Raw genomic sequence first — 23,517 nt, 5'->3', positions numbered from 1 at the left:
CGGCGGGTCAGTTCTCCGCGCCGGCGAGCTCGTTGCGCCACATCGACAGCGCCGATCCGATCGCCATGTGCATGTCGAGGTACTGGTAGGTGCCCAGGCGTCCGCCGAAGTGCACATCCTGCTCGCCCTTGGCGAGCTCGCGGTAGGCGAGCAGGCCGTCGCGATCGGCCGGCGTGTTCACCGGGTAGTACGGCTCGTCCTCGCGCTTGGCGAAGCGGGAGAACTCCCGCATGATGACGGTCTTGTCGGAGTTGAAGACGTCCTTGCGCTCCGGGTGGAAGTGCTTGAACTCGTGGATGCGGGTGAACGGCACGTCCAGGTCGGGATAGTTCATCACGCTGGTGCCCTGGAAGTCGGAGATGTTCAGCACCTCCTGCTCGAAGTCCAGCGTGCGCCAGCTGAGCGCGCCCTCCGCGTAGTCGAAGTAGCGGTCGACAGGGCCGGTGTAGACGATCGGCAGCTGTCCCACCGTGTCCCGCTTGTTCAGCGGCTGCGACTCGTCGAAGTAGTCCACATCGAGCTCGACCTCGATGTTCGGGTGGTCGGCCATCCGCTCCAGCCAGGCGGTGTAGCCGTCGGTGGGCAGTCCCTCCCAGGTGTCGTTGAAGTAGCGGTTGTCGTACGTGTAGCGCACGGGAAGGCGGCTGACGATGTCGCCGGAGAGCTTGTGCGGATCGGTCTGCCACTGCTTGGCGGTGTAATCGCGGAAGAAGGCTTCGAAGAGCGGACGCCCGACGAGGGCGATGCCCTTCTCCTCGAAGTTCTGCGCGGTCTTGACGTCGAACTCCCCCGCCTGCTCCCTGATCAGCTCGCGCGCCTGGGCCGGCGTGTACGCGGCCTGGAAGAACTGGTTGATCGTGCCGAGGTTCACCGGCATCGGATACACGACGCTCTTGTGGTTCGTGTACACGCGGTGCACGTAGTTCGTGAACGCGGTGAAGCGGTTGACGTACTCCCACACGGTCGGGTTGGAGGTGTGGAACAGGTGCGCGCCGTAGCGATGGACCTCGATGCCGGTCTCGGGCTCCGCCTCGCTGTAAGCGTTGCCTCCGATGTGCGAGCGGCGGTCGATGACAGTCACCCTGCGACCGGCATCCGCGGCGCGCTCGGCGATGGTGAGGCCGAAGAAACCCGACCCGACGACGAGAAGATCCATGCGTTAATCGTATCGGCAGGATGCTGAAAGGCCGGGCGCGCCGGGGTTGTCAGTACGAGGGGGCCGCGGGGAAGTCAAGGTACTGCTCCAACGTGTGGAAGCCACCCTTCTTGTAGTCCGTGGCGAGCGCTTTGCCTACGTAGCGCAGATGCCAGGGTTCGCTCGCGTATCCCGTGATCTTCGTGTACCCCGGCTCATAGCGAACGATGAAGCCGTACTTGTGCGCGTTCTTGACGGTCCATCGGCCCTGCGGGGATCCGCCGAAGTAGTCGATTCCGCTGCAGTTCGTCGTGGTGCACGCGACGACGTCCATGGTCCAGCCGCTCTGGTGCTCACTGTGTCCTGGCCGTGCCGTGCCGAGTTCGGCCTTCGCCCTGCCCTTCGACGCGACCGCGCTGTTGAACATGTACTTCTGCGTGCTGTATGAGCGGTAGCCGCTGCCCGGCTTGATGCGACCGGCGCCTTCCTTCTTCGCGGCGGCGATCATCTTCTCGAGAGCAGTTGCGGCCTCGCGTCGCATGAGCTGGTTGGTGCCGGCCACGGTACGCAGATCCGAGGGTGCGTAGGTGAGCGGACGCAGCGTGTTCTTCTTGTTGACCATCGTCCACGGGCTGGTTGCCGAAGTGGTCGGCTGACAGGCAGCACGGGAGGCCACGAGCCCGCGCACGGCACCGACACCGCCCACGATCATCAGTGATCGCGCACCTGACAGCGCCTGCTTCGTCTCGGCGGAGACGCACTGGGGAATCGTGAGCACGATGGGGGCGCCCCGAGCAGCCGACAGCTGGATCGCCGAGAGCGCATCCGGGTAGTCCCGCCCGGTGGCGACGATTGCGGTTCGACTGCTGCCGAACGCCTTCGCGATCCTCGCGCTGGTCTCATACCGCGAGGCTCCGCCCAGCCTGCTCTTCTTAGCGCCTGTGATTGCAGATGCCGCGCTCACGAGTTCGGAGGAGAGCACACCGGTACCGCCGAAGACCGTGATGCGCTCGGCGTCGAGCTGACGCAGCGTGTCCCGTGTAGCAGCATCGATTCCGGTCCGCCCGCCGTCGATCAGGAGCACGGGCGCCGCGTTCTTGACGGCGAGCGCGCCCCCGGACAGAGCGTCAGGGAAATCCCTTCCCGTGGCGAGATACACCTGACTCGATCCCGCTGCGAACGCGTACTCGGCGACGTTGCGCGAAGTCTCGTAGCGGTCGATGCCGCCGATGCGCCGCACGTGGGGTGCCAGCGATTCCAGTTTCTTCCGCACCGCCGAGGAGACGGCCCCCGTGCCCCCGACGATCACTATCTCGTCAGGTGCGAGCCGGCGCACTTCTGCCGCTGTCGCGGCCGGAAGATCGCCGACTCCACTCAGCAGCACCGCCCCGTGCGTCGCAACAGCCGCCGGCCCGGCGCTGAGGCCGTCTGCAAAGCCGTTGCCCGAGACGATGAACACGCGTTCCACTTTCGAGGCGTCGGGGAAGCTCGCTTTCGAGATGGCCGCCGCAGTCTCGTACCGGTCATCGCCGGAGACACGGCTCGAAGCCGCAGCCTCAGCGGCTGGTGCTGCGGGCACCACCAACACAGACGTCACCGCGAGGACGGCTCCCACCACGGCCAAACGGATTCCTCGTGCTGCGGAAATCATGCTCCCCATTTCATCGACGACCCGTACAACTTAGCGCGTGGCATGCGCTACTGTGTGGACACAGGCGATGAACCCGCAGCGCCTGGACCCGCTTCGAGAGTGGACTTCGTCATGCTCAATCGTGTCCTTGCAAGCGCGCTTTCGGCGGCTGTGGTCGTCGCCGCGTCCGTGACCGCGCCCGCTGCTTCTGCGGCTGTCACCACAGCGTCAGACCTCACCTCCCTGCTCTCCGTCGCCGCAGCCGACACGACTCACTCCTACGAGCGCAGCGCCTTCGAGCACTGGATCGATGCCGATGGCGACGGGTGCAACACGCGCTACGAGGTGCTCATCACCGCGAGCACGACACCTGTGACGATCGACGACCGTTGTCGGCTGTCAGGCGGCACCTGGGTCTCGGCATACGACGGTTTCAACACGCACGAGACGACGCAGATCCAGATCGACCATGTCGTCGCACTCGCGGAGGCCTGGCGATCAGGCGCATGGGCGTGGACGGACTCCCAACGGCGTGAGTTCGCGAATGATCTCACGGTGCCGTACGCCCTCACCGTGGCTTCCAATACGGCGAACCAGTCCAAGTCCGACAAGGATCCCGCGCTCTGGATGCCGACCAACACCGCATACCGTTGCGAGTATGCGATCTCATGGGCGCTCGTGAAGTTTCGCTGGTCACTCGCAGTCGACCCTGCTGAGCATGCCGCGCTCGAGCGTCAATTGTCTGGTGCGTGCGGAACGACTCCCGTGACGCTCCCCGATAAGCGGCCGGTGTCATCGCCGACCGATACACCTCCGCATCAGACGGCGACGACCTCTCCGCCGGCCGGGATCACACGCTTGTCGGGCGCAGACCGCTATGGCACGGCCGTCGCGGTGTCCAAGCGATACTCTCCCGGAGTTCCCGCGGCTTTCGTCGCCACAGGACAGAGCTTCCCCGATGCGCTGTCAGCTGCGGCCGCCGCAGCGCACCTGGGCGGTCCGCTGCTTCTCACCAGCACAGGTTCCCTACCAGCGGCGATTCGTGAAGAGCTCGTGCGCCTGAAGCCGAAGAAGATCTATGTCACGGGTGCTACCGGCGCTGTGAGCCGTGCTGTCGAGTCCGCTCTGCGTCACATCGCGCCTGTCCAGCGGCTGGGCGGCGCTACTCGGTACGACACCGGCGACAGGATCGTCCGAGAGGTGTTCGACCGTGCCGAGCACGTGTTCATCGCCACAGGGCGTGCATTTCCTGATGCGCTGGCGGCTACCGGTGCCGCCGGATCGGTGCACGGCCCCGTCATCCTGGTGGACGGCACGCAGCGTGCGGTGCCGACCACAACGCTCGCGCTGCTGCGCGGGTTGGATGTTCGGTCTGTGACGCTCGTCGGAGGCACCGGCGCAGTGTCTGCGGGCATCGACCATCAGCTCAGGGCGCAGGGCTATCGCGTCGACCGGCTCGCGGGCATCGACCGCTACGAGACATCTGCGAGGATCAACACTGCATACTTCCCCGCCGGCGCCGCGTCGACGGCGTTCCTCGCCACAGGCCAGAACTTCCCAGACGCGCTGGCAGGGGCTGCACTGGCGGGCCGATCCAGCGCGCCCGTATACGTGACACGCGCGGCATGCGTACCGGAAGAGCCGCATCGCGGACTCGTCGCACTCGGTGCGCCGAGCACGATCGTACTCGGCGGTACGACAGTCGTCTCGGATGACGCGGCCGCGAACCTCGGCTGTCTGACCACTGCAGTCCCGACCATCTCGGGCTCGGCTCGGGTGGGCTCGGTTCTCACGGCGCGGCCGGGAGACTGGACAGCCGCCACCGCGTTCACGTACCGTTGGCTCGCTGACGGTCATGCCATCAAGGGGGTGTCGGGAAAGGCCCTGACTCTCACAGCTGCGATGGCCGGAAGACAGATCTCGGTCGCGGTGACCGGCCGCAAGAGCGGCTATACGTCCAGCGTCACGACCTCAGTTCGAACCAAGAAGGTGGCGTACCCGGGCCGCACAGCACCGAGCGGATACCGCACGTGCCCCTCCTGGGCGCCCATCAAGGGCAACGCCGACTCGTACATCTACCATCTGCCTGGCGGACGCTACTACGACAGGACCGATCCCGAGGAGTGCTTCCGCAGCGAGGGCGATGCTCGCAGCGCAGGCTACCGTCGCTCGAAGGTCTGACAGGAGCCGATCGGACCTGACTGCACGGGGACGTCAGCCTGCGGTACCGACGACGATGCGCGGCGTGCCCGCCCAGAGTTCCGCATCGCTGACGTTGCGGCCGTCGACCAGCAGTTTGATGCCGGGCAGTTGCGCGGGCGCGAGCGTGCGGTAGCCGGCGTGGTCGGTCTGCAGGATCGCCAGCTCCGCCTCGTCGCCGATGGCGAAGGGCTCGAACCCGAGCGCGCGCAGCTCGTCGTCGGTGTACAGCGGGTCGTGCACGAAGACCTCCGCGCCGCGCTGCTTCAGCGCGGCGACCGTCGGGAAGACCCCCGAGAACGCGGTCTCCTTCACGCCGCCGCGATACGCGGCGCCCAGCACGACGGCACGGCGGCCGGTCAGATCGCCGAGGATGCCGGCTGCCTGCGCGACCAGGCGCTCGGGCATCGAGGCGTTGAAGTTACGCGCGACACGCACGATGTCGGCATCCGGGTCGGTGGACAGGTACAGCCGCGGGTACACCGGGATGCAGTGTCCGCCGACAGCGATGCCGGGGCGGTGGATGTGGCTGTAGGGCTGCGAGTTGCAGGCCTCGATCACCTTGTACACGTCGATGCCGTGGTTCGCGGCGAACACCCCGAACTGATTGGCGAGTCCGATGTTCACATCGCGGTAGGTGGTCTCGGCGAGCTTCGCCATCTCGGATGCCTCGGTCGAGCCCAGGTCCCACACGCCGTTGGGGCGAGGCAGATCGGGCCGCTCGTCGAACTGCAGCACCGCCTCGTAGAACTCCCGTGCACGTCGGGTGCCCTCCTCGGAGAGCGCGCCGATCAGCTTGGGGTACTTGCGCAGGTCGGCGAACACCCGGCCGGTGAGCACGCGCTCCGGCGAGTACACGACGTGGAAGTCCTCGCCCTCGACCAGACCGGAGCCCTGCTCGAGCATCGGCTTCCAGCGCGTGCGGGTGGTGCCGACCGGCAGCGTCGTCTCGTACGAGACCAGCGTTCCCGGTGTGAGGTGCTCGGCCAGCGACGTCGTCGCCGCATCCATGTACTTGAAGTCGGGCTCCCACGTCTCGTCGTTCACGAACACCGGGGCGACCAGCACCACGGCATCCGCTCCGGGGATCGCCTCGGCGTAATCGGTCGTCGCGCGCAGCCTTCCTGCGGGAACGAGCTCTTCCAACCTCTCCTGCAGCTGCGCCTCGCCGGGGAACGGCTCCACCGCGGCGTTGATCGAATCGACCGCCTTCTGATTGACGTCGACGCCGATCACGTCATGACCGGAGGAGGCGAACTGGACGGCGAGGGGAAGCCCGATCTTTCCGAGGGCGACGACAGCGATGCGCATGCGTCCAGTTTACGGGGGCGCGGCTGGGCACACGGCCGCGCGCTTCATCTGCCGGCGGCAGAGCGCCGTCAGCGGCTGGACTACAGCGAGAAGTCCTTCTCAAGTGTGCGAGGCAGTCGCAGAGACTCCGGGTCTACCGCAACGAATGAGCCATCTGCGGCCTGCTCGTAATCACCGGCGTAGACGCCCGTGACGACGAACTGCCCGGTCGGAACGCCGCGCTGCAGCTCGTACTCGGTGAGGAAGAGCAGGTGCGTGGTTCGGGGTTGCAGAGCAAGGGCACCTGCACCGTCCCCTAACTCGGAGATCACCACCTCAGCTGGCGGGTCCCCCTTCAAAGTGCGGAGAACGCGCACAACACGTTCAGTGACTGGCGTCCCGTTCAGTTGTGTGAGATGTCGGTCTTCGCTGACCGCGGCAACGATCACAAGATCGCTATCCATCTCCAGCTGCCTGATCTCCTCATAATCCTTGATCCGACTCACTTCAAGCGTGTCAGTCCGCTCAAGAGCTTCTGTGGTGAGTGAACGTCCGCTTCCGATCGGCTCCAAGTCCACAGACCCACAGCCCGCAGTCATCAGCAACAGCAGCAAGGAGACTCCACCTACGGCGATACAACGCTTCCGTCTCACGATTCCCCCTCGGACAGATATGTGCGATCGCTACGCCGAAACGCTACCTGTCGCGCAAGTCTGGCCCGCCCCACGTCGATGGTCAAGGCATTCGCTGACCTTGAGCCCATGCGTCGGAGGCGACGCGTCACCAGCCCATCTGTCGTATCGAGTGTGTCTCATGCCCCACCTGAAAGCACCTCAACGACGCGTGCCGCCGCATGACCATCGCCGTACGGAGCGGCATCCGTGTCCGCGGGCCGGGGACGAATCACTCCCGCAGCGATCTCGTCGGCCGTGTTCGCCAGCACGTTCCACCCGAGTTCGACGGTCTCGACCCACTCGGTCTCGGTGCGCACGGTCGTGCACGGGACGCGCAGCAGGAAGGCCTCCTTCTGCAGGCCACCGGAGTCGGTCACGACGCCGGCGCTGGAGAGTGCAGCCGCGATCAGGTCAGGGTAGGCCAGCGGCGGGTGGACGATGAGGGTGCCGTGAGTGAGTTCGATGCCGTGCGCCGCAGCCTTGGCGACCACACGCGGGTGCGCGAGGAGCACCACGGGGCGGTCCAGTCCGCCGAGCGACTCGGCGATCTCGGCGAGGCGCTCGGGGTCGTCCGTGTTCTCTGCGCGGTGGATCGTGGCGAGGTAGTAGCCGCCCGCCTCGAGGTCGAGCTCCGTCAGCAGGGCGGACGGCGCTGAGCCGACCTGATCTCGCACCTCGAACAGCACATCGGTCATCACGTCGCCCACGAGCACGGTGCGCTCGGCGAGCCCTTCGTGCGAGAGGTGATCGACCGCCACCTGCGTCGGGGCGAGCAGCAGGTCGGCGGCGTGGTCGGTCATGACCCTGTTGTGCTCCTCGGGCATGCGGCGGTTGAAGCTGCGCAGACCGGCCTCGAGATGCGCCACGGGGATGTGCATCTTCACGGCGCTGAGCGCTGCCGCGACAGTCGAGTTCGTGTCGCCGTACACCAGCACCCAGTCCGGGCGATGCTCCTCGAAGACCGCGTCCAGCGCCGCGAGCATCGCGCCGGTCTGCACACCGTGCGTGCCGCTGCCGACGCCCAGATGCACATCAGGCGCGCCGATGCCGAGGTCCTCGAAGAAGACGTCCGAGAGCATCGGATCGTAGTGCTGGCCGGTATGCACGATCACGTGCTCCACCCCGGCGGCCTTCGCGGCCTTGTGAATGGGAGCGAGCTTGACGAACTGCGGGCGAGCGCCCACCACACTGACGATCTTCACGCGATCAATCCTATGGCGCGGCTCAGGCCGGGCCGCGCGCCTCTCCCACCCCCGTTCCCGCGGTCGTGTCGCCATCGGTCAGTCGTACGAGGATGCCCTCCTCGACCAGGACATCGGCGTCGGAGGACATCGACTCGGCCACCCCGTCGGCGGCCTCCTTGTACTGGCGGATCCTGGCGGCCGTCATCCCGCGGAGCGCGTGCACGAGGTCCTCGGCGCTGTACCCGGGCGTGACGACGCCGAGCCCGTGATCGCCGATGAGCCGGTCGGTCTCGACTGACGTCCCGTAGACCATCCCCAGCCGCGCCTGCACGAAATCGAAGAACTTGTTCGGCAGCATCAGCCGGTGATTCGGCGTATGCGGCGGGAGCAGGAAGACGCCCAGGTCGAAGGGATTCAGGGCGGCAGGCAGATCGTCCGGGGGGACAGCAGGATGCAGCGTGGTCCTCGGCGAGCGCTCGATTCGCTCGGTCAGCTTCTGCCAGTACGCGTCCCCCTGTCGGGAGGGGATCAGGAAGAGGTCCAGGGAATAGCCTTCGCCGAGCCGGTCGACGGCGTCGATGATCGCCTCGATGTTGCGGCCGGGCACCGCCCCTCCGCTGTGCACGAGTCTCGTGAGCCCCTCCGTGACCGGGCTCGGCGACAGTTCCGGAACGAACGGCCGGGCGTTGCGGACGATCTCGGGACGCACGCCGAACTGCTCGGCGTACATGTCGGCGATGGACGTGTTGATGGTGGTCGCGGCATCCACCCGCGGCAGGTACCGAGCGCACACCCAGTACATGAACGGAGCGACGAGCAGCCGCCAGGACAGCACGTGCGTGCGCTCGGCGGGCGCCCACTCGTGCAGATCGCACCAGATCTTCGGTGAGCCGGCCACCGCGAATGCCAGTGGCAGCGCGCGCGCCTCGTTGGCGACGACGACGTCGAACTCCCGATCCGCGAGGAGCCCTCTCGCGGCGACCATGGCCGGTGCATCCAACGCGACGGACGCGAAGCGCCGGAGCGCAAGCTTCGCCACGCCGAGCGGCGTCTGCGGGAGCGACGGCAGCGCGCGGTCGAGCTCGAGGTGGTCCGCGGCCGCATCCGGACGGGCACCGTAGGACAACGTGGTCACGTCACCGAACCGCGCCAGCACCTCGAGCTGGCGGAGGACCCTGGCGTCACTTCGGATGTCGGAGAAGGAGATGCAGAGAATCCGGGGTCGACTCATCGGCCCTCCTCGATCAGGTCGTGGTAGTGAGCGGCCAGCTGCCCGGCGCTGGCGCGCAGGCTGCGCTTCTCGACGACGAACTCCCGCGCGCGCGCGCTCATCGCCTGCCATTCGGCGTCCGGGAGCGTCAGCACCGAGCGGATCGCATCCGCCAGTGCGGGTATGTCGCTCTCTGTGACGACCCGCCCGGTGCTGCCATCTTCCAGCATCTCCGCGGCGCCACCGGAGTCGTACACGATCGCGGGGACGCCCGAAGCCTGCGCCTCGAGCGAGACCAGACCGGCTGCCTCCCGCCACCGCCCCGATCGCTGGGTCGGCAGCACGAACACCGTCGCACCGGAGAGCGCCTCGAGCACGCCCGCACGATCCAACGGCCCTCGGACGTCGACGTGAGCGTGTTCGGCTCCGCGCGCCTCGACCTCCGCGCGCAGAGGTCCGTCGCCGACGATGACAAGCTCGTGCTCGACGCGAGAAGCCAGCGCAGCGGATGCCTCGATGAGGTCCCGCACTCCTTTGGCCTGCGACAGCGCACCGACGAACACCACCCGCGGGGGCGCGCTCGGCCGTGCGCCATGCGGCCGGTAGAGGTCGGTGTCCACGCCCTGATAGTGCACGACGACCCGTTCGGCCGACGCGCCTGCACGCACCGCCATGCCGGCGAGGTACTCGCTGACGGCCAGAATGCGCGTGGCGCTGTCGAACGCCCTGGCCACCGTGCGCTGGTGCCAGCGGAGCATGGGCTTGCCGAAGACGTTGCGTTCGGACGACGGCGTCAGCGGTACGTAGACGTCCGCACCGTGCACCGTGAGCAGCAAGGGCGCTCCCGTGCTGCGGGACGCCGCGACAGCAGGCTGCGACCAATTGGCGAAGTGCTGGTGGATGAGCCCTGGATCCCAGTCGCGGATGTCGCGATGCATGCGCCGGAACAGCAGCGGCAGGGCTCTCTCACGCTGCCGCCAGGATCGGCGCCCGTCTGCGAACGGAGTCCCGGCCGAGGCATCTATGATGCGGATGGCGGCGGAGATCTCGGGGTCCGTGACGTGCGCGGCCATCGTGAAGAACTCGAAGTCGAACTCCTCGGCCAGCTCGATCGCATGCTGGACGGCGAAGTAGGTCGGCGGGATCCTCAGAGAGCCCTTCGTGAGCGCGATGCGTGTCACCGGTCTCCCTCCACCAGCCGTCGCAGCGCCGCGATGCGCGGTTGCAGCTGCGCGCGGCGCGCGTACTGGCTGCCCCATCTCTGCGCCTGAGAGCGTTCCTCATCCGTCTGGGTCGCGGCGATCTGGGCGACCTCCGCGAGCGCGTCAGCGATGTCCGCCGGGGCGAGCGACCGCGTACCCACCCAGCCCGGCGATTCCCTCACGACCTCCGTCGCGGCGTTGCGAGGATCGTGCACCGAGACGATCGGGATGCCGGTCGCGGCATACTCGTAGACCTTCCCGCTGGTCACGTACAGGCCCGTCCCGAGCGCGAGCACCAGCGCATCGAAGCCGGCATAGATCTCGCCGATGCGCGACTTGGTCACCGGTCCGCGGAACACCACGTTGTCGGCGGCGGCCTCAGCGAGCGCGTCGGCCGCCGCACCGGTGCCGGAGTGTCCGACGTACCCGTGGATGACCAGCTGGTCGGTGTTCGCGATCGCGCCGCGCTCGCGCGCCAGCCGCCATGCCCGGATCAGCGGTTGAACGGGCACCTGGTCCGAAAGCGTTCCGATGTAGCCGAAGATCAGCCCTTCGCTGCGCTGCGGTCGCACCGGCACGGCGAGCGGGATCTCGTACTCGTCGTATCCGTTCGCGACGACGTGCATCCGGTCGGCTCCGCCGAACGTGCGCGCATGCCAGGCCCGGATCGGCTCGTTCACGAACCACACCTCGGCAGCGTGCGACAGCAGCCGCCTCTCGACGCGCTCGCGGCCCGGGATCCAGCTGCCCTGACGCTCGCCGCTGAAGACGTCGAGAGCCCACGCATCGCGATAGTCCATCACGTAGGGGACGCCGAACCTCCGGAACAGGAAGGAGCCGGTGGCGAAGTCGACGTTCGGGTTGGCCGTGCCGATCGCCAGGTCCACCCGCTTCACCGCGTGCACACCGGCGGCGGCTCGCTCGAGCTCCGTGCGCCAGCGGCCGTAGGTCAGTTCGGGGAACCGGCGCAGATCCCGCAGACGATCGACTCCACGCCAGAGCTCGATGTTCCGCGCCCGGAAGCGGCTCCACTGCCGCAAGTCGTTGCGGTGTGCCGTGGCACCCGGGTCGACGCGCTCGATCCGGACGCCCGGCGCCACCTTCTCCTCGAGCGAGGGGTCGATGCCCGTGCTCGTCTCGAAGACGTCGCGAGGGACCGTGAGGACGGTGACGTCCCAGCCGTTCTCGGCGAAGGCGTTGACGGTCGCCAGCGCGCGGTAGACGCCGCCGGCGCGACTGGGTGGGAAGCTCCACGCCGTGTAGAGCAAGTGAGGGCGGGTCATGACGCCCCCGTGCCGATGAGCTCGGTGCGGCCGGCCGCATAGCCGCTGACCGCCGGGAGGCCCGTCCGGCGCGCCAGCTGCCAGGTGGTGAAGTTGGCGTCCCGCTCCCCCGCGATCAGCAGGTCCGTGCCGGCGAGGAAGCCGGGGACGCGGGCATCGCGGCGCACGGCGCGCCAGAATGAGGCACCCGCGTCCAGCGGAGAGATGCGCAGCAGCATCCGCAGCGCGACGCTGCTTCGCGAGCGGTCGTGCAGCCGGCGCGCCCACCGCGCGAGCGGCCCGTTGGGCAGGCCGATGACGAGGACGTCCGGATCATCCGTCTCCCCGGCGGCGGTGATCTGCCGGATGCGGACGCCGGAGGGAAGCTCGGCGAGCGGCTCGCCCGAGATCAGACCCGTCACTGTCAGGACCACCGCGTTCATGCCAGGCCCGCCAGTCTCGCCTGCTCGCCGAACTCAGGAGCCGCGTGCACGACCTCCTCGAACGTGCCTCGCGCTGCGAGGCGTCCGTCCTTCATGAACCAGAGCTGGTCGTGGTCGCGGATCGTCGAGAGACGGTGCGCGACGGAGATGATCGTCACCTCGCCCCGCAGCTGCGAGATGGCGCGGGCGACTTCGGACTCCGTCTTCGTGTCGAGGGCGCTGGTGGCCTCGTCCATGACGAGGACCAGCGGGTCGGCGTAGAGGGCGCGGGCGATGCCCAGACGCTGGCGCTGGCCGCCGGAGAGCGCGACGCCGCGATCGCCGATCGTGGCACGGATGCCCCCCGCACGAGTCCGGATCACGTCGAGCAGCTGCGCACGGCGCAGGGCATCCTCGACGCGCTCCTCGTCGATGTCGTCGTCCCAGGAGAGTGCGACGTTCTGCGCGACCGAACCGTCGAAGAGCGCCACATCCTGCGGGACGTAGCCGACGCGGTGGCGCCACGCGGCGAGGATCTCCTCGATGGGCTGCTCGCCGAGCCGGATCCGGCCGGAGGTCGGGGTCACCAGACCGAGCAGGAGGTCCACCAGCGTGGACTTCCCGGCGCCGGAGGAGCCCACGATTCCGACGCTGGATCCCAGCGGGATCTCGGCGCTCAGCCCGTCGACGGCCGGAGCATCCGACCCCGGGTAGGTGAAGGAGATCTCACTGAGAGTGAGCATGGTCGGCTCCCCATGGATCGGCTCGCGGCCGAGCGTCTCAGGGTTCTCCCGGTAGCGCTTGGACGCCTCGATGTCCCGGATGACGGCGTCGGCGTGCGGGCTGTTGGAGGTGAGGACCGTCATCGAGCTCTGGAAGCTCGTCAGCGAGGGGACCAGGCGCAGGCCCGCGACGCCGAAGAGGGCGAGGGCGGTGATGGCCTGCTCGTAGCCGCCGACGAGGAAGGCGAGCCCGCCGACGAGGACGAAGCCGCCGATCACCGCGGCGTCCAGGACGAACCGCGGGACGGCGCCGAGGAAGCTCAGATGCGCGCGCGCGCGGGCCGTGTGCACCCGATTCTCGTGGACCGTGCGGGCGACGTCCTCGGACTTGCCGCGCAGGGTGATCTCCTTCATCGCGCCCATCATGTCGGTCAGCAGCGAGGCGACGCGGAAGGAGTAGTCCCGATTCACCCGCCCCGCCCGGACCGCGCGCTTGGAGATGAGAAGCGTGAGGATCGCCGAGATGATGCCGAAGTAGGCCACGGTGACAAGCGCCGTCAGCGGCTGGGCGACGATGATGACCAGGAGCACCGAGGCGGAGGTCACCACGAGCGTCGGCAGCTGCATGAACGGCAGCAGGAAGCCGCCGGTGACGTTGCCGATGCCGACGTCGGCCAGACGGACGAGCTCCGCCCGGTTGCGCTGCATCCGCTCGGTCCACGGCGCGTGGATGTAGCTCTCGAAGAGCCGGTCGCCGATCTCGAGTTCGAAGGTCGCCATCCGCCGCGTCGCGATCCACTGGAAGATGATCGCCGCGATCGACTTGAGGATGATGAGCCCGGACACCCCGAGGAGGATCCAGACGTAGCCGTCCTGCCCGATCGTGCCGATGACCGGGATGTTCACCTCGAGGCCGGCGACGATCGACGCCAGCGAGGTCGTCAGCAGCAGCAGCGCGACGATGTCGAGCAGTGCGAGCAGGCTCGTGGCGATCATGTAGAAGCGGATGTACCGCTGGGCGTCGCCGGGGAGATAGGGCAGGATGCGCCGATAGGTGCGCCAGATCAGTCTCATCGCGTCACCGCGCCCTTCTGCGCGAGCGCGTCGATCGCGCGTCGCCATCCCTCGTCCTCGGCGTCGGATGCCAGTGCCGGCGCCGCCTCGGCCGCCGCGTGCTTCATGCGGGTGACGCTCTCGGGGGTGAGCGCGTCGAGCACGCGCACGAGGTCGGCCGTCTCGAAGCCATCGGCCACGACGCCGAACCCGTGCTCGGAGACGATCCGCGCCATCTCCGGCGAGGGGCCGATCACGACCGCCAGCCGCGCCTGCACGTAGTCGTAGAGCTTGTTCGGCAGAGCCCAGAGGTGGTTGAAGTTCACGGGCGGGAGGACGTGGATGCCCACGTCGTAGGCCGCGATCGTGTCCGCCAGCTGCGCGTAGGGCACCGGATCGAGCACCCGGACCCGGCCGGCTGACTGCGCCGCGAGATCCTTCAGCTCCTGCAGGTGCGCGGGGTCGTTGGGCGTGAGATAGAGATCCAGGGTCGCGTCGAGGTCGGAGTCCCGGACGGCCTGCACGGTGAGCTCCAGATGACGGGCGCGGACGGCGCCGCCGGAGTGCACGAGGCGCAGCGGCGTGCTCGCCGGCTCGGCCTCGCGCTCCTGGTACGGCGCCGCGTTCGCGACGACCTCGGGACGGAAGCCGAACATGCGCTCGTACTCGGCGGCGATGCCCTCGCCGACCGTCGTCCAGGAGTCGGCGCGGGAGACGAAGCGCCGGCAGAGGTGCTCGACGTACGGGCGGATGCGCCGGTTCCACAGCGGCAGCTCCTCCTTGACCCGCGGATGGTACTCGTGCAGATCCGCGTGCACGCCTCGACGCGGCTTCAGCCGCAGCGCGAGGGGCACGGCGTCGGCCTCGTTCGCGAGCACGATGTCCCATCCCCCCGGTTCGAGGTTCTTCCGCGCCCAGGAGATGGCCGAGGTCCGCCAGTACGCCGGCGTGTACTGCCGCAGCGTGATCAGACGCCCGTTGACGTCGTTGGCCCGCAGTCCGTCCGGGACACGGATGTGCCGCGCGACGCCGGCGGGAGCCTCGCCGTGACCGAGCGTGGTGACCTCGTAGTCGTCGGCGAAGAGCCGGATCTGCCGGAGGACGCGCGCATCCCGTTCGATCACGGAGAAGGAGATGATGAGAAGACGGGGCTTGCCGCTCATGCGTCGGTACCGTCAACAAGCATGGGCCCGATTCTACGCGGACCGGCTGGAGAACTCATGAGCCCTCGGGCGCGGTGAGGAATGCGGCGAGGACCTCCGCCGAGCGCCGGCCGTCGTGGATGCGGCGGACGAAGTCGACGCCGTTCTCGGCCTGGATGCGGAACCGCCCCCGGTCGGCGATGATCTCCCGGAGCACGGCCTCCAGCTCGGCCGCCGGGGCTTCGACGATCGGGAGATCGGATCCCGTCGCCCGGCGTACGTGACCCCGGACGAAGTCGCTGACGTGCGAGACGACGACGCGCCCCGCTGCCATCGCCTCGCAGGCGGCGACGCCGTAGATCCCGAGCGAGAACTGGTCCAGCACGATGTCCGCGGCCGCGACCTCGGCTGGCACGCGGTCGGCGGGCATGCGCTCGGGCATCCGGAGGGTGATCTCGCCGGCCTCGTGCATGCGCTCCAGCGTCTCGCGCACCAGCTCGGTGCCCTTCAGGCCCACATCGCTCGGGGCGTGCAGGACCACGGGCCGCTCGTGTTCGAGGGGCGGCCGCGCCGCCGCCCAGCGCTGCGGATCGACGACGACGGGCAGCCACAGCGCCCGCGGACGGTCGCGCAGCAGGTCCGGGGTGGAGACGAACTCCACGCCGTCGAGCTCGTCGAGGATCTGTGCGCGCCGCTGCGCGCCCTCCTCGAGACGCAGCGTCAGAGGCGCGTCATCCGCGTGGAAGGGCGAGTCCGGCTCGTGCACGCGGTGGCGGGAGGGCAGGCGGATGTCGCTGCCGTGGCAGAGGGAGGCGAACCGCACACCCGCCGCCTGCAGCGCCCGCGCCTCGCGCACCGGGTCGTTGTCGAAAGCGAGGCCAAACAGCGGAAGCTGCGATTCCGCGATGACGTGTGTGAACCGCCCGGCCACCGCTTGGAACTGCCGGCGCCCCCAGGTGCGGGAGCGCGCCACGACCGCGCGGGGCACGTCGTTGTCGCTCGGGTAGCCGAGGTCGCGTTCGGCGCGGTACTGCATGCTCACCGCGCCGACGTCGGAGTTCCGCTCGGCGGCGCGGGCCCAGGCCCATCCCTGCCCGGCGGAGTTCGCCGGACCGAGGTACAGGCGGATGCCGGCATCCGGGGCTTCCACGGGGGCGGGGACGTCAGCGGGCGCGAAGCCGAACTTCGACGGCCGCAGTCGGAGCTGCGCGGCCTCGGGGAGCAGTCCGAGCAGCTTCCACAGCACTCCGCGGATCGCCGAGGATCCCAGCGTCGACGGATCAGCCCCCGACATGCCCGTCCTCCGGGTCGAGCGGATCGGCGTCGAGCGGAACCGGGGCCGGCGGCGCGCTCCGCAGGAGCGAATGCGTCGACGGAGCACTCCAGTCCTCGCGCAGCAGCGTCGCCCAGCGGCTGAACTCGGCGTCACCGGTGAGCCCCGCGAGGGTGCCCAGCTGCCAGGAGTGGATGCCGTGGTACTTCGTGTCCTGCCAACGGGGACGCTGACAGAAGCCCGGCTGCGTGCAGTAGTATGACACTCCCCCGCGGACGCGGATGCTGGGCATCATCGCCAATACCGTCGTCGCCCCGCCGTCGAAGACGCGCGCCGCAGCCGGGTCGCCCGTGCGGCGCCAGTAGTCGTGCACACCGAACAGCGCGAAGATCTGCCCGTTCAGCACTTGGAGCGGGGGTTGGTTCCCCGCATACTCCTCGAGATACAGCTCGCCGCCGATGATCGTGCTCGACCAGGGATCGGTCTTCGAGCGCGCCTGCAGGAAGCTCTGCCAGGTGTGCCCCGCCGCCACGTCCCACCGTTGCGCTCCGGTCTCCTCCGCCAGACGGACGAACAGCGACAGCGCCTGCCCCTGCGACATCGCCGACCACCAGGGAGCAGACAACGTGCGGGTGTCGTAGGTCCAGGGGAACCGGTACGAGAACCACCAGGCGTCCCCGCGCAGCGTGCGCATCTCGATGAGGCGCTCGCCCTGCCGCACGGCGCGGTCGAGCCAGAGCCTCTCCCCGGTGCGCTGGTACTCGGCGAGAGCGGAGATGCCGTACTGCGCGTAGACGACCGGATGGTCCACGCGACCGAGGCCGGGACGCTCGTAGATCCGCAGACCGGTGGCATCCACCCGCTGAGCAGCGGATCGGACGTCGATCGGCGAGCGATCCGCATAGGGCGTCGGCGCGTCGGCGGGCAGGGTCCATCCGGTGGTGGCGTAGTCGGCGGGCAGGCCGCGCGCATCGCCGGGAGCGCAGGAGGTCAGCGCCGCCGCACGGTCGGAGACCACGGCGGTCCCCCCGAGGGCGATGCGCTGCTTCGCGCCGAAAGCGCGGGCGGCCGAGCGCACAGCCGGAGGTGCGCACTTCTGCTGGACGACGTGAATCGGTGCTCCGAGCGCGCCCGCGAGCGCGGCCCCGGCGAGCGCGTCGGGGAAGTCCGCCCCCGTGGCGAGGAAGATCTGAGAGGCGTCTCCGGGTGCGAAGAAGGCCTCGTTGATCGCGGCGGCCGTCCCGTAGCGGCTCGAGCCGGCATAGCGCTCGACCGTCAGGCCCGCCTTCTGCAGCTGCGCCTGCTGGCCGGCGCTCACGGCGCCGTATCCGCCCGCGATCGAGACGCGTCGCGTTCCCAGCGCCGAGAGCAGCTTCATCGTCGCGGCGGGCACGGCGGAAGAGGCGCCGTCGACGAGCAGCACGGGAGCGGCCTCCGCGCCGGCCGCCCCCGAGGCGGCGAGTGCGTCGGGGAAGGTCCGCCCGGTGGCGAGGAAGACGTGCTCAGCGCCCTTCGCGCCGAAGGCCGAGGAGACGAGCGCCGCGGAGGTGAGGTAGCGATCGGCTCCCGAGCGCCGGCTCGTCGGCGCGATCGCGGACAGCGCGGAGGCCACGGCCGCCGAGATCACGCCCGTCCCGCCGACGACGACGATCCGCGCGGGCCGCAGCCGGCGCAGCTCCGCGCGGACGGCGGCGGGAAGCAGCGTGCGCTGCGTGAGGAGGAGGGGCGCCCCGGCTGCGGCCGCTGCAGCGGCCGCGGAGAGCGCATCGGGATAGTCCTGCCCGGTGGCGACGTAGGCGACCGGGGCTTCCGGGGCGAAGTTGCGCGACACGGCCACGGCGGTCTCGTAGCGGTCGGCGCCGGCCAGCCGCGTGACCTTCGCCGGCACACTCGCACCCGTCCGGACCGCCGTCGCGACCGCGGTCGTCGCGAGCCCGGTGGCGGCGGTCGCCGGCGCGGCGGTGAGGACGCCCGTGGTCAGCAGGATGCTCAGCAGCACCTCGAGAGGCGTCCTCCCCCGCCGGAGTCTCATGGCTGCTCGGCCAGGGATCGGACGGAGCCGGTGCGCGCCGAATCGAGGGCGGCCTCGATGACGACGAGGGTGCGCTGGCCCTGCTCCATGGTGACCACGTCGGTGTCGTGGCCGAGCACGGCATCCCGGAACGCCTCGTGCTCGACCCGCAGCGGCTCGCGCTTGGCGAACGCGTAGCGGGTGACATCGCCTTCGGACACGCCGCGGAAGCTGGACACCGATTCCCACTCGAGCGGGATCGTGCCGTTGGCGTAGAAGGTGAGGTCGCCGGTGGAGGTGTCGGCGACGAACGCGCCCTTCTCCCCCGTGACGACGGTGACGCGCTCCTTCATCGGCGAGAGCCAGTTCACGATGTTGTTCACGATCACGCCCGACTTGGTGCGCCCGGTGATCGTGATCATGTCCTCGTATTCGCGGCCCGACTTGAACGCCGTCTGCGCGAACACCCGGTCGTAGTCCGACTGGACGACCCAGGCGGTCAGGTCGACGTCGTGCGAGGCGAGATCCTTCGCAACCCCCACGTCGGCGATGCGCGCGGGGAACGGCCCCTGCCTGCGGGTGGCGACCTGGTACACGGCGCCGAGCTCGCCGGCCTCGATGCGCCGGCGCAGCTCCTGCAGCGCGGGGTTGAACCGCTCGATGTGCCCCACCGCGCCGACCAGGCCGGCCTCCCGGAAGGCATCCACCATCCGCTGTCCGGCCTCCAGCGAGTGCGCGATCGGCTTCTCCACCAGGGTGTGCACGCCGGCGGCTGCGAGCTTGAGCGCCGCCTCCTCGTGGAACCGAGTCGGCACCGCGACGACGGCGACATCGATCCCCTCGCCGATCAGCGCGTCGATGTCCGGAAGGATGCGCAGGTCGCCTGCGACGCCGTGCGGGTCACCGCCCGGATCGGCGATCCCGACCAGCTCGACCCCGTCCAGCTCGCGCAGCACCCGTGCATGGTGCCGGCCCATCATGCCGACCCCGAGGAGTCCGGCCCGCAGCACCTCGGCCATCAGGCGCCGGCCCCGGCCACGGCGTTCACCGCGGAGACGATGCGGTCCAGGTCGTCCTGCGAGAGCGAGGGATGCACCGGCAGCGACACGACCTCGCGCGCCGCGCGCTCGGTCTCGGGCAGGTCCAGCCCGGGAGCGTAGGGCGCCAGGGACGGCAGACGGTGATTCGGGATCGGGTAGTACACGCCCGCGCCGACGTTGTGCTCGGTCTTCAGCGCCGCGACGAAGCCGTCGCGATCCTCCGGCACCCGGACCGTGTACTGGTGGTAAACGTGCACCGCGCCCACGGCGACCGGCGGCACCACGACACCGCGCAGATGGGCATCGAGGAACGCGGCGTTGCTCTGACGCGTCTTCGTCCAGGCATCCACCTTCGTCAGCTGCACACGCCCGATCGCGGCGTGGATGTCGGTCATGCGCGCGTTGAACCCGATGATCTCGTTCTCGTACTGCCGCTCCATCCCCTGATTGCGCAGCAGCTTCACCCGCCGGGCGAGCTCGGCGGTGGCCGTCGTGACCATGCCGCCCTCGCCGCTGGTCATGTTCTTCGTGGGATACAGGCTGAACATCGCGAAGTCGCCGAAAGAGCCGACCGGCCGGCCGTCCAGTGACGCGCCGTGGGCCTGCGCGGCGTCCTCGTAGAGCGCCACACCGCGCTCGGCGGCGAGCTTCTCCAGCTCGCGCATGCGTGCCGGGTGCCCGTACAGGTGCACGGGCAGGATGCCCTTCGTCTTCGGCGTGATCGCTGCTGCCACGGCCTCGGGGTCGAGCGTGAACGTCTCCGGCTCGATGTCCACGAACACCGGTGTCCCGCCGGTGAGGGCGACCGAGTTGCCGGTGGCGGCGAACGTGAACGAGGGGACGATGACCTCATCGCCCGGGCCGACGCCCGCGGCCAGCAGGCCCAGGTGCAGTCCGGCGGTTCCCGAGTTGACCGCGACTGCGGGGCGACCGGGCACGAAGTGCTCGGCGAACTCCGTCTCGAAAGCCGCCACCTCGGGTCCCTGCGCGACCATGCCGCTGCGGAGCACGCGATCGACGGCCTCGCGCTCCTCGTCGCCGATGATCGGCTTCGCCGGGGGAATGAACTCGCTCACGCGGCCTCCTTGGTCAGGGTTCCATTGGATTCGAAGTAGCGGTCGCCCGTCGTGGGGCAGATCCAGGTCGACTCGTCGTCGCCGGGTGCGAGCGGCACCCCGGACTCCCCCACCCAGCCGATCCGGCGGGCGGGGACTCCGGCGACGAGGGCGTGGGCGGGCACGTCCTTGACCACCACGGCGCCTGCGGCGACCGTCGCCCACGCGCCGATCGTCACGGGAGCCACGCAGGTCGCGCGTGCGCCGATGGATGCTCCGGTCTCGATGGTGACGCCCACCGGCTCCCAGTCGTGGGCGCTCTTGAGCGTGCCGTCGGCGTTGATGGCGCGCGGGTAGGTGTCGTTGGTCAGCACCACCGCAGGGCCGATGAACACGCCGTCGGCCAGCTTGGCGGGCTCGTAGACGAGGGCGTAGTTCTGCACCTTGCAGTTGTCACCCAGCTGCACTCCCGTGCCGATGTAGGCGCCGCGGCCGACGATGCAGTTCCGGCCCATCCTGACGCCCTCGCGCACCTGCGCGAGGTGCCAGATCGAGGAGCCGTCGCCGATGACTGCCTCAGGCGAGACATCAGCGGTGTCGACGATGCGCACCGAGGAGGAAGAAGTCACGATGAGGGCCTTTCTCCGTCGCCGGGAACGGCACGGGAACCGGATGCGATTCTACCCGCGGGCGTCTGCGAAGCCTGCGAGACCGCCTCGGCGACGCGCTGCGCGACAGCCCGTAGCGAGACGTGCTGCGCGGCCCATTCGGCTCGGCGGCTCCGCTGCGCCTCGGTCGTGCCGTCTGCGGCATCCGCGATGAGCCGTCGCATGGCGTTCGCGACGGCCTCCACGGAGAACTCCGCCGCGTAGCCGAGTCCGGCGCCGGCGACCAGCTCCGCGCCGGCTCGCGGGCCCGCGAACAGCACAGGGGTGCCGGTCGCGGCGGCGGCGTAGGTCTTGGTCGGCTTGGCGAAGTCGTAGCCGATGCCGGGGACGATGCTGACGAGCGACGCGATCGCCCCGCGGATCCAGGTGGCCGACTGAGCGGGGCTGACCACGCCGCCGAACTCGACCCGCCCCGGGACGAGTTCGCTCGCGAGTCGCTTCAGCTCGCGCTCGACCGCTCCCTGACCGAAGAACCTCAGCCGTACCGAGGGGTCGTCTGCGGCAATCCGCGCGAAGGCTCGGATGAACACGTCCGGCTGCTGCCACTCGGACATCGTGCCGGTGTAGACGAAGTACTTCTCCTCGGAGGCCGGCACGACCTGCGGGCTGAAGACGTCGGTGTCGATGCCGTTGCCGACCGTGACGATCGCCTCGGGCGGCGCACCGAGCAGGATCAGCCGCTCGGTGACCTCGTCCGAGACGGAGATGATCGTCCGCGCACGACGGAGAACCGCCCGCTCCATCCAGCGCATCACCGCCACCACGGGTCGGGGTGCGCCCATGGAGATGACGCCGTCCGTCCAGACGTCCGCGGCGTAGTAGGCGAACGGACGTCGTCGCAGCGCCGACGCCGCGGCGACGACGAGTCCGGTGGTCGGCGGCGACTCCGCCACCGCCACGTCGAAGCGGCCGATGAGAATCCGGAGAGCGAGCGGGATGTCGAAGCTCATGTACTGCACGTACCCCCGCACGTTGCCTCCCGCGTCACGCAGCACCGGCCAGCGTCGCACCTCGACGCCGTCGGGATCGGAGATCGCAGGAGCATGCGCCGGCGGCCGAGTGGTGAGCACACGCACGTCCGCGCCGCCGTGTCGCAGAGCACGCGCGAGCGCACCCAGCCGGAAGGCGCCCGCGCTGACCTCAGGTGGGAACAGGCGCGAGGCGATGACGAAGCGGCGGCCGGACGTCACGGCGCTGATCCCCCCTCCTCGACATCGCGCTCCTCCTCGGCGACGGGCTCCGGACCCGACGACGCCTCGAGTGATCGCAGGCGCCGTTCGTGGAACGCCGACTCCTCCGCGAGAACCCGAAGCTTCTCCTCGACGCGGGTGAGCTCCGCGCCGTACTGCAGGCTCACCAGGAACAGCAGCGCGATCGCCACGAAGAAGACGAGGTTGACGGGTACGGCGATGCCGAGCAGGCGGGCCGCCCACCCGAGGGTCTGCGGGAAGACCGCGATGACCAGCGCCAGCACACCGCCGATGAACCACCACAGCGCGTGGCGCTCGCGCAGCGTACCGCGCCGCATGAGCTCGATGATCGCAACCAGCGCGAGCACGGCCGCGACGATGCCGAAGATGTAGGTCATGGTGCTCATCATGCTCATCCCGAGATCCCCGTCCTCGCTCGCGGGCGCAGCATGGCCAGACCGAACGCCGCGCAGGCGCGGACGAGATAGACGGCGGCCTTGACCGGACGGTGTGACGGCTCGCCCGCCTGCCGGCGTCGCATCGCGACGGGCACCTGGCGGATCGTCATCCCGGCTCGCGAGGCGATGACCAGTGCCTCGATCGTGTCGCCGAGATACTCCGCGGGGAACTCGTCGGCGAAGAGCTCCACGGCGCGCGGACCGGCGGCCTTGAAGCCGCTGGTGACATCTGTGAGCGCGGTGCGTGCGACCCGGCTGATGACCGTGGACAGCAATCTCATCGCCCACTTGCGGGGGCCTCGCACGCCGTAGTCGCCCGCACCGGCGAATCGTGCACCGATGATCAGGTCTGCGTGGTTCAGACCGTCGATGAGGGCGGGGATCATCGACGGGTCGTGCTGCCCGTCGGCATCCACCTGCACCACCACGTCATAGCCGTGGGCACGGGCGAACCGATAACCGGTGCGCATCGCGCCGCCGACTCCGAGATTGAAGGGCAGGCGAAGCACGTCGGCTCCCGCGCTCCTCGCCCGATCGCCCGTGCGGTCGTGGGAGCCGTCATCCATCACCAGGCAGTGCGCCGAGGGGTACGCGGCGCGCACATCACGGACGACGTCCGCGACGGTCGCTTCTTCGTTCAACGCCGGAATCACGACGAGGACGGACTGATCAACCAGGCGCATCGACTGCGATCCTA

20 protein-coding genes are annotated in these 23,517 nt (G+C 69.3%); 1 reads left to right on the top strand and 19 read right to left on the bottom strand.

Annotated elements, in window-relative coordinates; genetic code table 11:
* Window positions 1-7 precede the first annotated feature (7 nt).
* Window positions 8-1,156 carry a UDP-galactopyranose mutase gene (gene glf, locus Q9R19_RS03890; RefSeq protein ID WP_311255026.1) on the bottom strand — a complete coding sequence of 383 codons (1,149 nt, stop codon included), beginning with the start codon at window positions 1,154-1,156 and terminating at the stop codon, window positions 8-10.
* A gap of 49 nt (window positions 1,157-1,205) precedes the next feature.
* The gene (locus Q9R19_RS03885) at window positions 1,206-2,786 is read right to left on the bottom strand and encodes a cell wall-binding repeat-containing protein (protein ID WP_311255025.1); all 1,581 of its coding nucleotides are present in this window, start codon (window positions 2,784-2,786) and stop codon (window positions 1,206-1,208) included.
* A 99-nt stretch (window positions 2,787-2,885) separates the two neighbouring features.
* Between Q9R19_RS03885 and Q9R19_RS03880 the strand changes: the two genes are divergently transcribed.
* Entirely contained in the window at window positions 2,886-4,946 is a 2,061-nt protein-coding gene (locus Q9R19_RS03880; protein WP_311255024.1) for a cell wall-binding repeat-containing protein, read from the top strand.
* Window positions 4,947-4,979: 33 nt separating this feature from the next.
* Here the strand turns inward: Q9R19_RS03880 and Q9R19_RS03875 are convergent, their stop codons facing one another.
* The 17 genes from Q9R19_RS03875 to Q9R19_RS03795 all read right to left on the bottom strand — a co-directional run bounded on the left by Q9R19_RS03875 (window position 4,980) and on the right by Q9R19_RS03795 (window position 23,503).
* On the bottom strand, window positions 4,980-6,275 hold the full coding sequence (locus tag Q9R19_RS03875) for a nucleotide sugar dehydrogenase (RefSeq protein WP_311255023.1): 1,296 nt from the start codon (window positions 6,273-6,275) through the stop codon (window positions 4,980-4,982).
* An 80-nt stretch (window positions 6,276-6,355) separates the two neighbouring features.
* Window positions 6,356-6,868: a hypothetical protein gene (locus Q9R19_RS03870; protein WP_311255022.1), complete on the bottom strand. Its 513-nt coding sequence runs from the start codon at window positions 6,866-6,868 to the stop codon at window positions 6,356-6,358.
* 197 nt (window positions 6,869-7,065) lie between these two features.
* On the bottom strand, window positions 7,066-8,130 hold the full coding sequence (gene wecB, locus Q9R19_RS03865; RefSeq protein ID WP_311255021.1) for a non-hydrolyzing UDP-N-acetylglucosamine 2-epimerase: 1,065 nt from the start codon (window positions 8,128-8,130) through the stop codon (window positions 7,066-7,068).
* A gap of 22 nt (window positions 8,131-8,152) precedes the next feature.
* Window positions 8,153-9,343, bottom strand: a complete 1,191-nt coding sequence (locus tag Q9R19_RS03860; RefSeq protein WP_311255020.1) for a hypothetical protein — start codon at window positions 9,341-9,343, stop codon at window positions 8,153-8,155.
* Window positions 9,340-10,503 carry a glycosyltransferase gene (locus tag Q9R19_RS03855; RefSeq protein ID WP_311255019.1) on the bottom strand — a complete coding sequence of 388 codons (1,164 nt, stop codon included), beginning with the start codon at window positions 10,501-10,503 and terminating at the stop codon, window positions 9,340-9,342. Before Q9R19_RS03855 ends, Q9R19_RS03860 begins: the two co-directional genes overlap by 4 nt.
* The gene (locus Q9R19_RS03850) at window positions 10,500-11,807 is read right to left on the bottom strand and encodes a glycosyltransferase (RefSeq protein ID WP_311255018.1); all 1,308 of its coding nucleotides are present in this window, start codon (window positions 11,805-11,807) and stop codon (window positions 10,500-10,502) included. Before Q9R19_RS03850 ends, Q9R19_RS03855 begins: the two co-directional genes overlap by 4 nt.
* Window positions 11,804-12,229, bottom strand: a complete 426-nt coding sequence (locus Q9R19_RS03845; protein ID WP_311255017.1) for a hypothetical protein — start codon at window positions 12,227-12,229, stop codon at window positions 11,804-11,806. Before Q9R19_RS03845 ends, Q9R19_RS03850 begins: the two co-directional genes overlap by 4 nt.
* Entirely contained in the window at window positions 12,226-14,004 is a 1,779-nt protein-coding gene (locus Q9R19_RS03840) for an ABC transporter ATP-binding protein (protein WP_311255016.1), read from the bottom strand. Before Q9R19_RS03840 ends, Q9R19_RS03845 begins: the two co-directional genes overlap by 4 nt.
* The gene (locus Q9R19_RS03835) at window positions 14,001-15,146 is read right to left on the bottom strand and encodes a glycosyltransferase family 1 protein (protein ID WP_311255015.1); all 1,146 of its coding nucleotides are present in this window, start codon (window positions 15,144-15,146) and stop codon (window positions 14,001-14,003) included. The genes Q9R19_RS03840 and Q9R19_RS03835 overlap by 4 nt, the downstream gene beginning before the upstream one ends.
* 55 nt (window positions 15,147-15,201) lie before the next feature.
* On the bottom strand, window positions 15,202-16,419 hold the full coding sequence (locus tag Q9R19_RS03830) for a hypothetical protein (protein ID WP_311255014.1): 1,218 nt from the start codon (window positions 16,417-16,419) through the stop codon (window positions 15,202-15,204).
* Window positions 16,406-18,397, bottom strand: a complete 1,992-nt coding sequence (locus tag Q9R19_RS03825) for a cell wall-binding repeat-containing protein (protein WP_311255013.1) — start codon at window positions 18,395-18,397, stop codon at window positions 16,406-16,408. The genes Q9R19_RS03830 and Q9R19_RS03825 overlap by 14 nt, the downstream gene beginning before the upstream one ends.
* Before the next feature lie 29 nt (window positions 18,398-18,426).
* Window positions 18,427-19,428: a Gfo/Idh/MocA family oxidoreductase gene (locus tag Q9R19_RS03820; RefSeq protein WP_311255012.1), complete on the bottom strand. Its 1,002-nt coding sequence runs from the start codon at window positions 19,426-19,428 to the stop codon at window positions 18,427-18,429.
* Window positions 19,428-20,525 (bottom strand): DegT/DnrJ/EryC1/StrS family aminotransferase, encoded by a 1,098-nt coding sequence (locus Q9R19_RS03815; protein WP_311255011.1) that lies wholly within the window; start codon window positions 20,523-20,525, stop codon window positions 19,428-19,430. Before Q9R19_RS03815 ends, Q9R19_RS03820 begins: the two co-directional genes overlap by 1 nt.
* On the bottom strand, window positions 20,522-21,133 hold the full coding sequence (locus Q9R19_RS03810) for a DapH/DapD/GlmU-related protein (RefSeq protein WP_311255010.1): 612 nt from the start codon (window positions 21,131-21,133) through the stop codon (window positions 20,522-20,524). The genes Q9R19_RS03815 and Q9R19_RS03810 overlap by 4 nt, the downstream gene beginning before the upstream one ends.
* On the bottom strand, window positions 21,130-22,362 hold the full coding sequence (locus tag Q9R19_RS03805; RefSeq protein WP_311255009.1) for a glycosyltransferase family 4 protein: 1,233 nt from the start codon (window positions 22,360-22,362) through the stop codon (window positions 21,130-21,132). Before Q9R19_RS03805 ends, Q9R19_RS03810 begins: the two co-directional genes overlap by 4 nt.
* The gene (locus tag Q9R19_RS03800) at window positions 22,359-22,778 is read right to left on the bottom strand and encodes a DUF2304 domain-containing protein (RefSeq protein WP_311255008.1); all 420 of its coding nucleotides are present in this window, start codon (window positions 22,776-22,778) and stop codon (window positions 22,359-22,361) included. Before Q9R19_RS03800 ends, Q9R19_RS03805 begins: the two co-directional genes overlap by 4 nt.
* Window positions 22,775-23,503 (bottom strand): glycosyltransferase family 2 protein, encoded by a 729-nt coding sequence (locus tag Q9R19_RS03795; RefSeq protein WP_311255007.1) that lies wholly within the window; start codon window positions 23,501-23,503, stop codon window positions 22,775-22,777. The genes Q9R19_RS03800 and Q9R19_RS03795 overlap by 4 nt, the downstream gene beginning before the upstream one ends.
* Window positions 23,504-23,517: the final 14 nt, after the last annotated feature.

Origin of the sequence: Microbacterium sp. ARD32 (assembly GCF_031844385.1) — a bacterium.
Lineage (GTDB): Bacteria > Actinomycetota > Actinomycetes > Actinomycetales > Microbacteriaceae > Microbacterium.
Note: the sequence above shows the minus strand (reverse complement) of the source record. Positions and strands in the feature narration are given on the sequence as shown.

Coding starts and splice junctions, on each gene's coding strand:
- Q9R19_RS03885 (WP_311255025.1), bottom strand. CDS start 2,786: ATGATTTCCGCAGCACGAGGAATCCGTTTGGCCGTGGTGGGAGCCGTC.
- Q9R19_RS03845 (WP_311255017.1), bottom strand. CDS start 12,229: ATGAACGCGGTGGTCCTGACAGTGACGGGTCTGATCTCGGGCGAGCCG.
- Q9R19_RS03840 (WP_311255016.1), bottom strand. CDS start 14,004: ATGAGACTGATCTGGCGCACCTATCGGCGCATCCTGCCCTATCTCCCC.
- Q9R19_RS03860 (WP_311255020.1), bottom strand. CDS start 9,343: ATGAGTCGACCCCGGATTCTCTGCATCTCCTTCTCCGACATCCGAAGT.
- Q9R19_RS03800 (WP_311255008.1), bottom strand. CDS start 22,778: ATGAGCATGATGAGCACCATGACCTACATCTTCGGCATCGTCGCGGCC.
- Q9R19_RS03830 (WP_311255014.1), bottom strand. CDS start 16,419: ATGTCGGGGGCTGATCCGTCGACGCTGGGATCCTCGGCGATCCGCGGA.
- Q9R19_RS03820 (WP_311255012.1), bottom strand. CDS start 19,428: ATGGCCGAGGTGCTGCGGGCCGGACTCCTCGGGGTCGGCATGATGGGC.
- Q9R19_RS03875 (WP_311255023.1), bottom strand. CDS start 6,275: ATGCGCATCGCTGTCGTCGCCCTCGGAAAGATCGGGCTTCCCCTCGCC.
- Q9R19_RS03795 (WP_311255007.1), bottom strand. CDS start 23,503: ATGCGCCTGGTTGATCAGTCCGTCCTCGTCGTGATTCCGGCGTTGAAC.
- glf (WP_311255026.1), bottom strand. CDS start 1,156: ATGGATCTTCTCGTCGTCGGGTCGGGTTTCTTCGGCCTCACCATCGCC.
- Q9R19_RS03850 (WP_311255018.1), bottom strand. CDS start 11,807: ATGACCCGCCCTCACTTGCTCTACACGGCGTGGAGCTTCCCACCCAGT.
- Q9R19_RS03835 (WP_311255015.1), bottom strand. CDS start 15,146: ATGAGCGGCAAGCCCCGTCTTCTCATCATCTCCTTCTCCGTGATCGAA.